Below are 14,226 nucleotides of genomic sequence, written 5' to 3'. Positions count from 1 at the left end.
CAGCGCGCCGCCGCCGAGGCCGCCGCCGCTGAAGCCGCACGGGCGCAAGCCGAGGCGCAGGCCGCCGCCGAAGCGGAACGGCAGGCCGCGCTCGAGGCGGAACAACAGGAGCAGGAGCGGCGCGAGGCCGAAGCCCGCGAGCGCGCCGAGGCCGAAGCCCGCCGCGCCGAGCAGCAGCGGCTGGCCGAGGAAGCACAGCGCGCCGAGGAGGCCCGCCGCCTTGCCGAACAGCGCGAGGCCGAGGAGGCCCGCCGCCGCGCCGAGGAGGAGGCCGCCGCCGCCGAGGCCGCGCGTGCACTGGCCCGCGCCGAGGAGGAAGCCGCTCTTGCCCGCGCCGAGGCACAGGCCCGGGAGCAGGCCGAGGCCGCGCGCCAGGCCCCCGAGGATGCGGACCCGCTGATGGCCGCGCTGAACGAGGCGCTGGACCTGCCCGGCGCGGTCGAGGAAGACGGCGGCGGCCGTGCCGCCCTTGGCCCGCCTTTGTCCCGGGGCGAAAAGGACGGGCTGCGGCTTCAGATCGAGGCCTGCTGGAACATCGGCTCGCTGTCGCGCGAAGCGCAGCGGACGGCCGTGTCGGTCCAGTTCTCGATGTCCGCCGACGGGATGCCCGACGCCGACAGCGTGCGGATGATCGCCTTCGACGGCGGCTCGGACGCGGCCGCGGCGCAGGCCTTCGAGGCCGCGCGCCGCGCCATCCTGCGCTGCGCCCTGCAGGGCGACGGCTACAACCTGCCGGCCGAGAAATACGGCCGCTGGCGCGACACGATCATCGACTTCCGCCCCCAGGGCGGCCCCTCGATCCGGTGACGATGGCCCGCATTTCCATCGCATCCCAAACAGGTTAGGCTCTGTGCATCATGCCGTTTTCCGCCTCTCTCGCCCGCCTCCCGCTTGTTCTTGCCGCCGCGCTGGTCCTGGCCGGGCCCGCCGCCGCGCAGGACGCGGCCGCGCCCCTGGCCCTGCCCGCCACCGGGGACGAGGGTCCGCTGCGGATCGAGATCACGGGCGGCCAGGTCGAGCCGATGCCCATCGCGATCGCCCCCTTCTTCGACGAGGGTGGCGCGGCCGAGATGGCCGCCCGCATCCAGGAGGTCGTGACCGCCGATCTGACCGGCACCGACCTGTTCCGGGAGATCCCCGCCTCGGCCCATGTGGCGCGGCCCTCGGGCTTCGACGACCCGGTGGCCTATCCCGACTGGCGTGCGGTCAATGCCGAGGCGCTGATCCTGGGCTCGGTGGCGCTCCGCGACGGGCAGGTCACGGCGCGGTTCCGGCTGTTCGACGTCTTCTCGGGCCAGCCCCTGGGTGACGGGATGCAGTTCGACGCTCCCGAGGCGGGCTGGCGGCGCGTGGCCCACAAGCTGGCCGACCAGGTTTATGCCCGCATCACCGGCGAAGGCCCGTATTTCGACAGCCGCGTGACATTCGTGTCCGAAACCGGGCCCAAGGACGCGCGGCTCAAGCGCATCGGGATCATGGATTATGACGGCGCCAATCCCCTGTGGGTGACGGACGACAGCGCACTGGTCGTCTCGCCCCGCTTCTCGCCGGACGGGTCGCAGCTTCTTTACACCAGCTTCGGCAACGGGATGCCGCAGGTCATGCTGATGGACGTGGCCACCGTCCAGTCCCGGCCGCTGAAGCAGGAGGCGGGGACCATGAGCTTCGCGCCCCGCTTCTCGCCCGACGGCCGCTGGATCGTGTATTCGCGCGAAAAGGGCGGCAACACCGACATCTGGCAGATGGACGTGGCGACCGGGGCGGAACGCCCGCTGACGGAAACGGCCGCGATCGAGACCTCGCCCTTCTTTTCCCCCGACGGACGGCAGATCGTCTTCGAAAGCGACCAGTCGGGCACCCAGCAGATCTATGTCATGCCCGCCGACGGCTCGGCCGAGCCCGCGCGCATCAGCTTCGGCGAGGGCAGCTACGGCACCCCCGCCTGGTCGCCGACCGGCGACCTGATCGCCTTCACCAAGCGCAACGGCGACAAGTTCCACATCGGCGTGATGCGGCCGGACGGGACCGAGGAAAAGCTGCTGACGGAATCCTTCCTTGACGAGGGCCCGTCCTGGGCCCCCAATGGCCGCGTTGTCATGTTCACGCGCCAGACGCCGGGCGGCGACGGCACCCCGCGCCTGCATTCGGTGGACGTGACCGGCCGGAACATGCGCCCGCTGTCGATCGAGGGCGCCGCATCCGACCCCGACTGGGGACCGCTTTTGCCATGAGGAGCTTGCCCCCAATGACCGGCCTTCGCATCGCCGTCGCCGTTCTTGTCCTTGCCGGCCTTGGCGCCTGCACCCAGGCCCCGCCGCCGGCGGTGGTCACGGACCCCTATGCGGGCAGCCGCTACACCGGCACGCTGCCCGGCGGCAGCCTGCCCGGCGCCACGGCCGAGGATTTCCGCCGCACCGCCGGCGACACGGTGCTGTTCCCCGAAAACGACGCCGCGCTGGACGGCACCGCGCGGGCGACGCTGGTGCGGCAGGCCGAGTGGCTCAAGCAGAACGGCAGCTTCTCCTCGGTCGTCGAAGGGCATTCGGACGAGCAGGGCACGCGGGAATACAACCTCGCGCTCGGCGCGCGCCGCGCCAGTGCCGTGCAGGAATACCTGATCTCGCAAGGGGTCGAGGCGGGGCGCATCCGCACCAGCTCGTTCGGCAAGGAACGCCCGATCCAGGTCTGCTCGGACCCCGCCTGCCAGGCGCAGAACCGCCGCGCGGTGACGGTGGTCGCGCCGGGGGCGGGCGTCTGATGCTGCGCGCGCTTGTTCTTGGCATGGGGATGGTGCTGGCCGCGCCCGTGCTGGCGCAGGAGGCGGCCCCGCCTGCGGCCGCCGCGCCCTCGGGCCGGACCCTGGCCGACCTGCGCGCCGACCTGCGCGCCGTAGGGGCCGAGCTGCGCGCGCTTCGGGCCGAGCTGAACGCCTCGGGCGCCGAGGGCTTCCGCGCGGCGGGCGGCGACAGCGCCATCGACCGCATGAACGCGATGGAGCGCGAGATCACCCGCCTGACCGGCGAGACCGAGCGGCTGAAGCACCGCATCGACGGCGTCGTGCGCGACGGCACCAACCGCATCGGCGATCTCGAGTTCCGCTTGTGCGAGATGGAGGACGGCTGCGACCTGGGCGCGCTGACCACGCCCACCCTGGGAGAGGCGGACACGGGCGGCGGTGTCCTGCAGCCCTCGCTGGGCGGGCCTGCGCCCGCGGCCCCGGACGCGCCGCTGACCGCCCAGGAACAGGCCGACCTGGGCCATGCGCGCGAGGCGATGCAGGCGGGCGACTTCACCCGCGCGGCCGAGCTGTTCGGCCGCTTCGCCGAAACCCATGCGGGCAGCCCGGCCGCCGCCGAGGCGCTGTTTCTGAAGGGCGCGGCGCTGGACAGCGCGAATGACCCCAAGGGCGCGGCGGCCGCCTGGCTGCAGGCCTTCGCCGCCGAGCCGGCCGGCCCCCGCGCGCCCGATACGCTGCTGGGCCTGTCGCGGGTGTCGGTGGCGGGACGCCCGCCTTCGGAGGGCTGCGTCTACCTGGCCGAGCTGACCACGCGCTTCCCCGACACGCCCCAGGCCGAGGAAGCCGCGCGGCGCATGGTTTCGGCCGGTTGCGAGGCGGCACCCGACGCGAATGGCGGCTGAGCCGCAGGCCGAGGTTTCCGCCGAACTCGACCGGCTGGCGGGCGACCTGCCCGCGTTGGGCATTGCCGTCTCGGGCGGCAGCGATTCGGTCGCGCTGCTGCACATGGCCCATGAATGGGCCCGCGCGCGGGGCGTGCGGATCGAAGCCGCGACCGTGGACCACCGCCTGCGGCCCGAAGCCGCGGCCGAGGCGGCATGGGTCGGGCGGATGGCCGAGGGACTGGACCTGCCCCATGCCATCCTGACCTGGCAGCACGAGGGCGTTGAAGGCAATGTCATGGATGCCGCCCGCCGGGCGCGGATGGGCCTGCTGGCCGACTGGGCCGGGGACCGGAGCCTTGCGGCGATCGCGCTGGGGCACACCCAGGACGACCAGGCGGAAACGCTGCTCATGCGGCTGGGACGCGGGGCGGGGCTGGATGGGCTGTCGGGAATGGCGGCCTCGCGCGAACAGCACGGGCTGCGGTGGCTGCGGCCGATGCTGGGTCTGCGGCGGCAGGCCTTGCGGGACTGGCTGACAGCGCGCGGCATCGACTGGGTGGACGACCCCTCGAACGAGGACGATGCCTATGGGCGCGTCCGCGTCCGGCAGGCGATTGCCGCCCTGGACCTGCCGGTCGAGGCCTTGGCGCGCTCGGCCGCGAACCTGGCCGAGGCCCGCGCCGCCCTGGCCGAAGCCGCCGTCGCTGCGGCCCGAGGCGCCGAGGCGGATCGCGGGATGCTGCGCCTGCCCCGGCGGGTGCTGGCCGCAAGCCCCGAGATCCGGCGGCGGCTGGTGGTCGGGGCACTGCGCTGGATCACGGGCGCCGACTATCCGCCGCGCGGGGCCGACGTGGCGCGGCTGATGGCAACGCTGGCGGCAGGTGGGCAGGGGACCCTGGACGGGGTGATCGCCCGGGTGCGGGGCGAGACCATCGAGTTCCTGCGCGAACCTGCGGCGGCTGCGCGAAGTGGCACGGCCGGACCGGGGCGCTGCCCCGGACCCCGGGGTATTTGGGTCAGGAAGAAGCGCCCGGGCGAGGTTCTCTGGGACCGGCGCTGGCGTCTGACGGGGCTGCCCGAGGGTGCCGTCGTGACGGCTGCCGGAGAGGCGGTGCTGGCGGGGCGCGACTGGCGGAAGGCGGGCCTGCCGCGCGCGGCGCTGGCCTCCTCGCCCGCCGTGATTCTCGGTGAAAGGGTCATCCTGCCGCTGCTTGATCCTTCGCCTGTCGGCGCCGTCCCGCTGCGGGGAGTTTACGAGTTCCTCGCAATCCTGCGAGCGCATTGATACCCGCTTCCCCAGCCCCTATTTTCACGGGGAAAGACTTCCATCCCGCGGAGGACATGCCCTTGGGCAACGCGCGCAACATCGCCTTCTGGGTGGTCCTGTTCCTGATGATCCTGGCCCTGTTCAATGCCTTCGGCGGCAACAGCGCGCAGATGAACAGCACCCAGATCGCTTATTCCGATTTCATCCAGAGGGTCGAGAACGACCAGGTCACGGCGGCCACCATCGACGGCGAGACCGTTATCGTGACCGGCACCGACGGCCGCCGCTATTCGACCGTGCGCCCCGTGGGCGAGGACCTGGCCGACCGGCTGATCGAGAACGGCGTCGAGGTCAAGGTCGAGCGCCAGCAGCAGTCGGGCTTCATGTCCCTGCTGGGCGTCTGGCTGCCCTTCATCCTGCTGATCGGCGTCTGGATCTTCATGATGAACCGGATGCAGGGGGGCGGCAAAGGGGGCGCCATGGGCTTCGGCAAGTCCAAGGCCAAGCTGCTGACCGAAAAGCACGGCCGCGTCACCTTTGACGACGTGGCGGGCATCGACGAGGCCAAGGAGGAGCTTGAGGAGATCGTCGAGTTCCTGCGCAACCCGCAGAAGTTCAGCCGCCTCGGCGGCAAGATCCCGAAAGGCGCGCTGCTGGTCGGCCCGCCCGGCACCGGCAAGACGCTGCTTGCGCGCGCGATCGCGGGCGAGGCGGGCGTGCCCTTCTTCACCATCTCGGGTTCGGACTTCGTCGAGATGTTCGTGGGCGTGGGTGCGTCCCGCGTGCGCGACATGTTCGAGCAGGCCAAGAAATCCGCCCCCTGCATCGTCTTCATCGACGAGATCGACGCGGTGGGCCGCGCCCGTGGCGTCGGCATCGGCGGCGGCAACGACGAGCGCGAGCAGACGCTGAACCAGCTTCTGGTGGAAATGGACGGCTTCGAGGCGAACGAGGGGATCATCATCATCGCCGCCACGAACCGCAAGGACGTGCTGGACCCCGCGCTGCTGCGCCCGGGCCGCTTCGACCGCCAGATCCACGTCCCGAACCCCGACATCAAGGGCCGCGAGAAGATCCTGAACGTTCATGCCCGCAAGGTGCCGCAGGGCCCCGACGTGGACCTGCGGATCATCGCCCGCGGCACCCCCGGCTTCTCGGGCGCCGACCTGATGAACCTCGTGAACGAGGCCGCGCTGATGGCCGCGCGCATCGGCCGCCGCTTCGTCACGATGGAGGATTTCGAGAACGCCAAGGACAAGGTGATGCTGGGCGTCGAGCGCCGCAGCATGGTCCTGACGCCCGAACAGAAGGAAAAGACCGCCTATCACGAGGCGGGCCATGCCATCGTCGGCCTGTCGCTGCCCAAGTGCGATCCGGTGTATAAAGCCACGATCATCCCGCGCGGCGGCGCGTTGGGCATGGTCGTCAGCCTGCCCGAGATGGACCGGCTGAACTATCACAAGGACGAGGCCAAGCAGAAGATCGCCATGACCATGGCCGGCAAGGCCGCCGAGATCATCAAGTATGGCGAGGAAGGCGTGTCCAACGGTCCTGCCGGCGACATCCAGCAGGCCTCGGCCCTGGCGCGTGCGATGGTGATGCGCTGGGGCATGTCCGACAAGGTCGGCGCCGTGGACTATGCCGAGGCGCATGAGGGCTATTCCGGCAACACCGGCGGCTTCTCGGTGTCCACTAAGACCAAGGAGCTGATCGAGCAGGAAGTCCGCGACCTGATCGAGGAAGGCTATCAGCACGCCCGCCAGATCCTTCTGGAGAAGTCCGAGGAGTTCGAGCGGCTCGCGCGCGGCCTGCTGGAATACGAGACCCTGACCGGCGAGGAGATCGGCAAGGTCATCCGGGGCGAGCCCCTGGGCGGCGACGACGACACGCCGAGTTCCGCGATTCCGGCGGTCCCGGCGGTGCCGCGCATTCCTCCGGCCAGCGGTGGGCCCGCGCCCGTGCCCACGGCCTGAAACCCTTCCGAACATGACGGACCCCGGCCCTTGGGCCGGGGTTTTCCGTTGCGGGCAGGGCTCGGATGCCGGGCGGGATTCCGGCCCAGCGGGGCTGCGGGGCTTGCGTGCCGGGGCCGCGCGGGGCATGAGGCCGCCATGAACAAAGCCGAGATTTCCGCCATCCCCGACATGCAGGCGCTGCGCGCGGCGATCGACGCGCTGGACCTGCGGCTCGCCGGACTGCTGGCCGAACGGACGCTGCTGATCGACCGTGCGGCGCAGATCAAGGCCGGCGCCGGCCTGCTCGCCCGCATCGACGAGCGGGTCGAGGAGGTCGCCGGGAAGGCGCGCCGGAACGCCGAGGCCGCGGGCTACGACCCCGACCTCGCCGAGGCCCTGTGGCGCCTGATGATGGAACATTTCATCGCGCAGGAAGCCCGGCATCTGGGGGAACACGCATGACTGCCGAACTGATCGACGGCAAGGCCTTCGCCGCCGCCCTGCGGGGCCGCATCGCCACCGCGGTCGCCGCCCTCAGGGCCGAGCACGGGATCACGCCGGGCCTTGCCGTCGTGCTGGTGGGCGAGGACCCGGCCTCGTCGGTCTATGTCCGCAGCAAGGGCAAGGCCACGGTCGAGGTGGGCATGGAAGGCTTCCAGCACCGCCTGTCCGCCGAGGCCCCGCAGGAGGAACTGCTGGCCCTCATCGCCCGGCTGAACGATGACCCCGCCGTGAACGGCATCCTGGTGCAGCTTCCCTTGCCCAGGCACATGGACGAGGCGGCCGTCATCAACGCCATCGCGCCGGAAAAGGACGTGGACGGCTTCACCGTGCTGAACGCCGGGCGGCTGGCCACGGGGCAGAAGGCGATGGTGCCCTGCACGCCGCTGGGCTGCCTGATGCTGCTGCGCGACCGGCTGGGATCGCTGGCGGGCAAGGATGCGCTGGTGATCGGGCGGTCGAACATCGTGGGCAAGCCCATGGCCCAGCTTCTGCTGGCCGACAGCGCCACCGTGACCGTGGCCCATTCGCGCACGCGGGACCTGCCCGACCTCTGCCGCCGCGCGGATATCGTCGTGGCCGCCGTGGGCCGGGCGCGCTTCGTTCAGGGCGACTGGATCAAGCCGGGCGCGACCGTGATCGACGTGGGCATCAACCGCACGGGGGACGGGCTGGTCGGCGACGTGGACTTCGACGCCGTGCGCGAAGTTGCCGGGGCCATCACGCCGGTTCCGGGCGGCGTCGGCCCCATGACCATCGCCTGCCTTCTGGCGAACACCCTGACCGCGACGGCGCGGGCGAACGGCCTGCCGGAACCCGAGGGGCTGACTCCCTGACCGGAACGGCGGCCCTTACGGACCGCCGTATTTCTTGCCGCTGCGGGCGATCAGCCAGTCCATCGCCGCCATCAGCAGGCCCGAGACCACGAAGACCACGTGGATGACGACCAGCCAGCGCAGCTCGCGGTCACCAAGGGGCGTGATGTTCGGGCGCCCCAGCTCCATGAAACGCTTGAGCAGGTCGATGGCCGAGATCGCCACGATCGAGGCGATCAGCTTCATCTTCAGCCCCGAGAAATCCACCGTGCCCATCCAGCCGGGCCGCTCGGCATCCTCGCCCACGTCCAGCCGCGAGACGAAATTCTCGTAGCCCGAGAAGATCACGATCAGCAGAAGGTTCGCCGCCAGCGTCAGGTCGATCAGCGACAGCGCCGCCAGGATCGCGGTTTCCGCCGACATCGTCAGCGCCTGCGGGACGTAGTAGAAGGTCTGGCGCAGGAACACCGCCAGCATCATCCCCAGCACGGCGACCAGTCCCAGATACATCGGCGCCATCAGCCAGCGCGAGGCGAAGATCAGCCGCTCGAAGCCCTTTTCCATGCGTGTCCCTTTTGCCGCTTTTCGCGGGCAGATACGGGCGGGCCCGGCCCGAGGCAAGTCCGCGCCGGGCTTTTCGCTTCGGGCGTTCTGGTCTAAACCACGCGCAACCCAAAGGTCAGGAGGCCGCCGCGCCATGAGATTCTTCGTCGATACCGCCGACATCGCCGCCATCCGCGAACTGCACGAACTGGGCATGGTGGACGGCGTCACCACCAACCCCTCGCTGATCCTGAAATCGGGCCGCAACATCGCCGAGGTCACGCGCGAGATCTGCGAGATGGTCCCGGGCCCCGTCAGCGCCGAGGTCGTGGCCTCGGATGCCGAGGGCATGATCCGCGAAGGCAAGCACCTGGCGCAGATCGCCCCCAACGTCACGGTCAAGGTGCCGCTGACCTGGGACGGGCTCAAGGCCTGCAAGGCGCTGACGGACGACGGCCACATGGTCAACGTCACGCTGTGCTTCACGCCCGCGCAGGCGATCCTGGCGGCCAAGGCGGGCGCGACCTTCATCAGCCCCTTCATCGGCCGGCTGGACGACATCGGCCTGGACGGGATGGAGCTGATCGCCGACATCCGCCGCATCTATGACAACTACGGCTACGAGACGAACGTGCTCGCCGCCTCGATCCGGTCGGTGAACCACATCATCGAATGCGCCCGCATCGGCGCGGACGTGATCACCGCGCCCCCCGCCGTCATCAAGGCGATGGCGAGCCATGTCCTGACCGACAAGGGCCTGGAACAGTTCAACGCCGACTGGGCCAAGACCGGCCAGAAGATCGGCCTGTGACGGGGACGCCCGACAAGGCAGCCGAGGCCGCGCTGGACCCCGGCACGCGCGACAGGCTGCTGGCCGACCCGGCGCTGATCCTGGGCGACCGCGAGCTGATGCGCGCGCTGGTCGCCGCGCGCGAGGCGGAGCTGGGCGAGAATGTCATCGACATCCGCGGCCGCGCCATGCAGGCGCTGGAACAGCGGCTGGACCGTCTGGAATCGGCGCATGAAAGCGTGATCTCGGCCGCCTATGAAAACCAGGCGGGCACGCAGACGGTCCACCGTGCGGTGCTGTCCCTGCTCGAGCCGATGGACTTCGCGGGCTTTCTGGAAACGCTGGAAACCGACGTTGCCCCGATCCTGCGGGTCGAGACGCTGAAGCTGGTGATGGAAGCGCCCGAGGACGCCGCGCCGTCGGACACGGGGCCGCTGGTGGTGATGCCGACGGGCAGCGTCGGGCGCCTGATCGCGGCGGGGCGCAAGGCCCCGCGCGGGGACGACATCGTGCTGCGGCGCGCCAGCCCCGAGACGCTGGGTGTCCACGGCACCGAGGTCCGGTCCGAGGCGCTGCTGCCGCTGGACCTCGGCCCCGGCCGCCGGCCCGCGCTTCTGGTCATGGGCTCGCGCGATGTGGGACGGTTCTCGCCCGCGCAGGGCACCGACCTTCTGCGCTTCTTCGCGCAGGTCTTCCGGCTGGTCCTGATCGGGTGGCTCCGGGGATGAGCGGGCAGGGTCCGGTGCCCCCGCTGGCGCTGGCCCCGGCCATGTCGGACGCGCTGGCGCGCTGGCTTGACGGCGAGCGCGCGACGCGCGGCCGGTCCGAACACACCATCACCGCCTACCAGGGCGACCTGCTGGCCTTCCTGTCCTTCCTGGGCGGCCATCACGGCGAAGCCGCGCTGCCGCGCACCCTGGCCGCCCTGACCCAGACCGACCTGCGCGCCTTTGCCGCCGCCGAGCGCGCGCGGGGCCTGTCCCCCCGCAGCCTCGCCCGCCGCCTGTCCGCGATCCGCAGCTTCCTGCGCTGGATCAGCGACCGCGAGGGCTTCGACGCCAGCCGCGCCCTGTCCGCCCGCAGTCCCCGCTATCGCCGCAGCCTGCCGCGTCCGATCCCGGTGGAGCAGGCGCGGGCCGTCCTCGACCTTGCGGGCGAGCGGCATCCAACCCCCTGGGTTGCTGCCCGCGACGTGGCGGTGCTGACCCTGCTTTACGGGCTTGGGCTGCGCATCAGCGAGGCGCTGGCACTGAACGGCCGGGACTGGCCGATGGGGGATTCGCTCGTGATCCGCGGCAAGGGCGGGCGGGAACGGATGGTTCCCGTCCTGCCCGCCGCGCGGCAGGCGGTCGCGGCCTATCTGCGGATCTGCCCCTTTCCGCTGACCCCCGAAGGGCCGCTGTTCTTCACCGTCAAGGGCAAGCGGCTTTACGCGGGCGCCATCGAGGGCGCGATGGCGTCCCTGCGCCAGTCGCTGGGCCTGCCGGAAACGGCGACGCCGCACGCCCTGCGCCACAGCTTCGCCACGCATCTGCTGGCGGCCGGCGGCGACCTCCGCACCATCCAGGAGCTTCTGGGCCATGCGAGCCTGTCCACCACGCAGGTCTATACCGGCGTGGACGACGCGCATCTGCTGGCCGTCCACCGCGCCGCGCATCCCCGGCGCTAAACGCCGTCACTCTCCCTCGGGGGCATCCTCGGGGACGGTGACGATGGGGCTCGTCTCGGCGCCCTGGCCCCAGGTCGCCCATTCGGCGCCCGAGGGGGGCTGCGGCAGTTCCCCGTGCGTCCAGGACAGGTGCATGTGCGCCTTGGCGATGAACAGCCCGGTGATGGGCGAGGTCAGGAAGACGAACAGCGCGATCAGCAGCTCGTGCCAGCTGAAATGGCCGTGATGCGCCCAGAAGAAGATCATCGAGGCGAGCAGGACCGAGCCCACCCCCAGTGTTGCCGCCTTGGTCGGCCCGTGCAGGCGCGTCATCATGTCGGGCAGCCGCACCACCCCCCACGAGCCGACAAGGCCGAAGACCCCGCCCGCCACCAGCAGGGCCGCGATCAGGATGTCCGCCAGCAGGGTCATTCGATGATGTTCCCGCGCAGGATGAACTTGGCGAAGGCGACGGTCGAGACGAAGCCTACCATGGCGAACAGCATCGTGGCCTCGAAATAGAAGCTGGTGCCGCGCTGGATGCCGAACAGCGTGATCAGCGCGATCATGTTGATGGTCATGGTGTCCAGCGCCAGCACACGGTCGCTGAAGCCGGGCGCGCGGACGACGCGGTAAAGGCACAGAAGCTGCGCCAGCGCGAAGCAGCCGAAGGCGAACCAGAGGGCGGCGGCCAGGATGCTCATCGGAAGATCTCCTTCAGGCGGGCCTCGTAGCGGGTCTTGATCTCGTCCACCGTGGCGGCGGGGTCGGGGCAGTGCAGCGCGTGGACCAGCAGGGCCGACCCGTCCTCGGCCAGGTCGCAGCTGACCGTGCCGGGGGTCAGGGTGATGGTGCCCATCAGGACGGCGATGGCCTCGGGCGCCTGGATGTCCAGCGGCACGGCCAGCCAGCAGGGGCGCAACTCGGCCTTGGGCATGAACAGCACGATCCGGGCCACGTCGATGTTGGCCTTGATGATGTCGTGGATGACGATGCCCAGATAACCCAGGATGCGGGCGGGGCTGCGCAGGCGGGCGCGGCCGGGCCAGTAGGGGGCGGTCACGATCGGGATGACCAGCCCCAGCGCCAGCGCGAAGACCAGCGAGCCCCAGGCGAAGCGGTTGACCAGCAGCAGCCACAGCAGCACGACGGCCAGCGACAGGACGGGATGGGGCAGGATGCGGCGGATCATTTCACGCCCTCCTGGTCCCGCAGCACGGCCCCGATATAGGGTTCGGGGTCGACCAGCTGGCGGGCGGTCGCGTCGGCATAGCGCATCATGGGCCCGGCGAAGACGGTCAGCGCCACCATTCCCGCGACCAGCGCCGCCGTGGCGGTCAGCGCCAGTGCCGCCGACGTCGGGGCAGGATCATGCGGCGGCTCGTCGGGCTCGGCCTGCGGGGGCGGGGCGTCCTGCGCCGCATGGGCCTTCCAGAAGACCAGCGAGCCCGCGCGCGTCAGCCCGGCGATGGCCAGCAGCGAGGAAACCAGGATGATCGCCCAGATCGCCGCCGCGCCGTCGGCGTCGCGGACCGACTGCATGACCGCGAGCTTGCCCGGAAAGCCCGACAAGGGCGGCAGCCCCGCGATGCCGATGGCCGCCGCGAAGAACAGCGCCGCCACGATCCCTCCCTGAGCGATGGGCGGCGCCAGCCGCAGCCACTGGCCGGCGCCGGGCCTGCGCGCGGCGATCAGGTCCACGGCCAGAAACAGCGCGGCCGAGGCCAGCGTGGAATGGACCATGTACCAGATCCCCGCCGTCAGCCCCGGCAGCCGGAACTGCGCGACCGCCACCATCGCCGTGCCGACCGATCCCAGGGCGGCAAAGGCCGCCATCCGGCCCAGGTGGCGCGAGCCCAGAACGCCGAGCTGCCCCACGATCAGCGTGACCAGGGCCGCGGGCAGCAGGATGTCGGCGGCCAGACGCTCGATCACGCTGTCGGCCGGGAAGACCAGCGTGAAGAAGCGGATGATCGCGTAGATCCCCACCTTGGTCATGATGGCAAACAGCGCGGCCACGGGGCCCGGTGCGCGCGCATAGGTCGAGGGCAGCCAGAAATGCAGCGGCACCAGCGCGGCCTTGATGGCGAAGACCAGCATCAGCAGCACCGCGCCGACCCGCAGCACCGCCGTGTCGCCCGCGGGCATCTGCGCCACGCGCAGCGCGAGGTCGGCCATGTTCAGCGTGCCCGTGGCCGAATAGATCGTCCCCAGCGCCGCCAGGAACAGCGACGACCCGGCAAGGTTGTAGATCACGTATTGCACGCCTGCGCGCAGCCGCAGCTCTCCGCCCGAATGGATCATCAGGCCGTAGCTGGCGATCAGCAGGATCTCGAAGAAGACGAACAGGTTGAAGGCGTCGCCGGTCAGGAAGGCGCCGTTGATGCCCATCAGCTGGAACTGCCACAGGGCGTGGAAATGCCAGCCCCGGCGGTCCCAGCCGGAACCGATGGCGTAAAGCTGGACGACCAGCCCGACCAGCCCCGCCAGCACCAGCATCAGCGCGGCCAGGCGGTCCAGCATCAGCACGATGCCGAAGGGGGCGGCCCAGTTGCCCAGGCGATAGACCTGCACCTCGCCGCCCATCGCTTGGACCATCAGCCAGATGGCCAGCGCAAGCTGCGCGGCGGTCGCGGCGGTGCCGAAGACCCGCTGCAGCAGCAGGTCGCGCCGCATCCCCAGGACGATCAGCGGACCCGCGAAGGCGGGCAGGACCACCGGGACCACAAGCCAGTGGTTCATGCGCCCGGTCCCTTGCGGTCGCGGCGGGGCAGGTCGATGCGGTCGTCTCCTCCTTCGACGAATGCGCCCAGCGCCATCATCACCACCAGCGCCGTCATCCCGAAGGAGATCACGATGGCCGTCAGCACCAGCGCCTGCGGGATCGGGTCGGTATAGCCCGCCACCCCGTCCTGCAGGATCGGCGGGCGGTCGACGACCAGCCGCCCCGTGGCGAACAGGAACAGGTTGGTCGCATAGCTCAGCATCGTCATGCCGAGGACGACGGCGAAGCTGCGCTTGCGCAGGGTCAGGTAGACTCCGGCGGCAGTCAGGCAGCCGATGGCCGAGGCCAGCAGGAACTCCAT

At 70.8% G+C, this 14,226-nt stretch carries 16 protein-coding genes and 1 pseudogene; 11 read left to right on the top strand and 6 right to left on the bottom strand.

Annotated elements, in window-relative coordinates:
* The 8 genes and pseudogenes from CK240_RS18645 to folD all read left to right on the top strand — a co-directional run.
* A pseudogene (locus tag CK240_RS18645) lies at positions 1 to 807 on the top strand (protein TolA); the annotation flags it as partial.
* A 50-nt stretch (positions 808 to 857) separates the two neighbouring features.
* Positions 858 to 2,231, top strand: coding sequence for a Tol-Pal system beta propeller repeat protein TolB (gene tolB / locus CK240_RS07675; RefSeq protein ID WP_095639736.1), 1,374 nt, complete (start codon positions 858 to 860; stop codon positions 2,229 to 2,231).
* 14 nt (positions 2,232 to 2,245) lie between these two features.
* Positions 2,246 to 2,758 carry an OmpA family protein gene (locus CK240_RS07670; RefSeq protein WP_095639735.1) on the top strand — a complete coding sequence of 171 codons (513 nt, stop codon included), beginning with the start codon at positions 2,246 to 2,248 and terminating at the stop codon, positions 2,756 to 2,758.
* Positions 2,758 to 3,639, top strand: coding sequence for a tol-pal system YbgF family protein (locus CK240_RS07665; RefSeq protein WP_095639734.1), 882 nt, complete (start codon positions 2,758 to 2,760; stop codon positions 3,637 to 3,639). Before CK240_RS07670 ends, CK240_RS07665 begins: the two co-directional genes overlap by 1 nt.
* On the top strand, positions 3,629 to 4,906 hold the full coding sequence (gene tilS, locus CK240_RS07660) for a tRNA lysidine(34) synthetase TilS (RefSeq protein ID WP_095639733.1): 1,278 nt from the start codon (positions 3,629 to 3,631) through the stop codon (positions 4,904 to 4,906). The genes CK240_RS07665 and tilS overlap by 11 nt, the downstream gene beginning before the upstream one ends.
* Positions 4,907 to 4,968: 62 nt before the next feature.
* Positions 4,969 to 6,861, top strand: coding sequence for an ATP-dependent zinc metalloprotease FtsH (gene ftsH, locus CK240_RS07655; RefSeq protein ID WP_095639766.1), 1,893 nt, complete (start codon positions 4,969 to 4,971; stop codon positions 6,859 to 6,861).
* 138 nt (positions 6,862 to 6,999) lie between these two features.
* Positions 7,000 to 7,305, top strand: a complete 306-nt coding sequence (locus CK240_RS07650) for a chorismate mutase (RefSeq protein ID WP_095639732.1) — start codon at positions 7,000 to 7,002, stop codon at positions 7,303 to 7,305.
* Positions 7,302 to 8,180, top strand: a complete 879-nt coding sequence (folD, locus tag CK240_RS07645; protein WP_095639731.1) for a bifunctional methylenetetrahydrofolate dehydrogenase/methenyltetrahydrofolate cyclohydrolase FolD — start codon at positions 7,302 to 7,304, stop codon at positions 8,178 to 8,180. The genes CK240_RS07650 and folD overlap by 4 nt, the downstream gene beginning before the upstream one ends.
* Positions 8,181 to 8,195: 15 nt before the next feature.
* Here folD and CK240_RS07640 read toward each other — a convergent pair whose 3' ends face one another.
* Positions 8,196 to 8,723 (bottom strand): TIGR00645 family protein, encoded by a 528-nt coding sequence (locus CK240_RS07640; protein ID WP_095639730.1) that lies wholly within the window; start codon positions 8,721 to 8,723, stop codon positions 8,196 to 8,198.
* Between the two features lie 133 nt (positions 8,724 to 8,856).
* Here CK240_RS07640 and fsa point away from each other — a divergent pair, with 133 nt between their 5' ends.
* The 3 genes from fsa to CK240_RS07625 are packed head-to-tail and all read left to right on the top strand — an operon-like array spanning position 8,857 to position 11,161.
* Positions 8,857 to 9,513, top strand: coding sequence for a fructose-6-phosphate aldolase (fsa, locus tag CK240_RS07635; RefSeq protein WP_095639729.1), 657 nt, complete (start codon positions 8,857 to 8,859; stop codon positions 9,511 to 9,513).
* The gene (locus CK240_RS07630) at positions 9,510 to 10,220 is read left to right on the top strand and encodes a DUF484 family protein (protein WP_240517330.1); all 711 of its coding nucleotides are present in this window, start codon (positions 9,510 to 9,512) and stop codon (positions 10,218 to 10,220) included. The genes fsa and CK240_RS07630 overlap by 4 nt, the downstream gene beginning before the upstream one ends.
* Entirely contained in the window at positions 10,217 to 11,161 is a 945-nt protein-coding gene (locus CK240_RS07625; RefSeq protein WP_095639728.1) for a tyrosine recombinase XerC, read from the top strand. The genes CK240_RS07630 and CK240_RS07625 overlap by 4 nt, the downstream gene beginning before the upstream one ends.
* A gap of 6 nt (positions 11,162 to 11,167) precedes the next feature.
* Here the strand turns inward: CK240_RS07625 and CK240_RS07620 are convergent, their stop codons facing one another.
* Genes CK240_RS07620 through CK240_RS07600 form a run of 5 tightly spaced genes read right to left on the bottom strand, consistent with a single transcriptional unit; the run spans position 11,168 to position 14,226 of the window.
* Complete coding sequence (locus CK240_RS07620; protein WP_095639727.1) at positions 11,168 to 11,572, bottom strand: Na+/H+ antiporter subunit G; 405 nt, start codon at positions 11,570 to 11,572, stop codon at positions 11,168 to 11,170.
* The gene (locus CK240_RS07615) at positions 11,569 to 11,838 is read right to left on the bottom strand and encodes a K+/H+ antiporter subunit F (RefSeq protein WP_095639764.1); all 270 of its coding nucleotides are present in this window, start codon (positions 11,836 to 11,838) and stop codon (positions 11,569 to 11,571) included. Before CK240_RS07615 ends, CK240_RS07620 begins: the two co-directional genes overlap by 4 nt.
* A gap of 2 nt (positions 11,839 to 11,840) precedes the next feature.
* Entirely contained in the window at positions 11,841 to 12,332 is a 492-nt protein-coding gene (locus CK240_RS07610; RefSeq protein WP_095639726.1) for a Na+/H+ antiporter subunit E, read from the bottom strand.
* The gene (locus CK240_RS07605; protein WP_095639725.1) at positions 12,329 to 13,882 is read right to left on the bottom strand and encodes a monovalent cation/H+ antiporter subunit D; all 1,554 of its coding nucleotides are present in this window, start codon (positions 13,880 to 13,882) and stop codon (positions 12,329 to 12,331) included. Before CK240_RS07605 ends, CK240_RS07610 begins: the two co-directional genes overlap by 4 nt.
* Positions 13,879 to 14,226 carry a Na+/H+ antiporter subunit C gene (locus CK240_RS07600; protein ID WP_095639724.1) on the bottom strand — a complete coding sequence of 116 codons (348 nt, stop codon included), beginning with the start codon at positions 14,224 to 14,226 and terminating at the stop codon, positions 13,879 to 13,881. The genes CK240_RS07605 and CK240_RS07600 overlap by 4 nt, the downstream gene beginning before the upstream one ends.

It is taken from the genome of Paracoccus salipaludis, assembly GCF_002287065.1.
Classification (GTDB): Bacteria; Pseudomonadota; Alphaproteobacteria; order Rhodobacterales; family Rhodobacteraceae; genus Paracoccus; species Paracoccus salipaludis.
The sequence above is the reverse complement of the archived record's forward strand: the minus strand, read 5'-3'. Positions and strand labels throughout refer to the sequence as shown.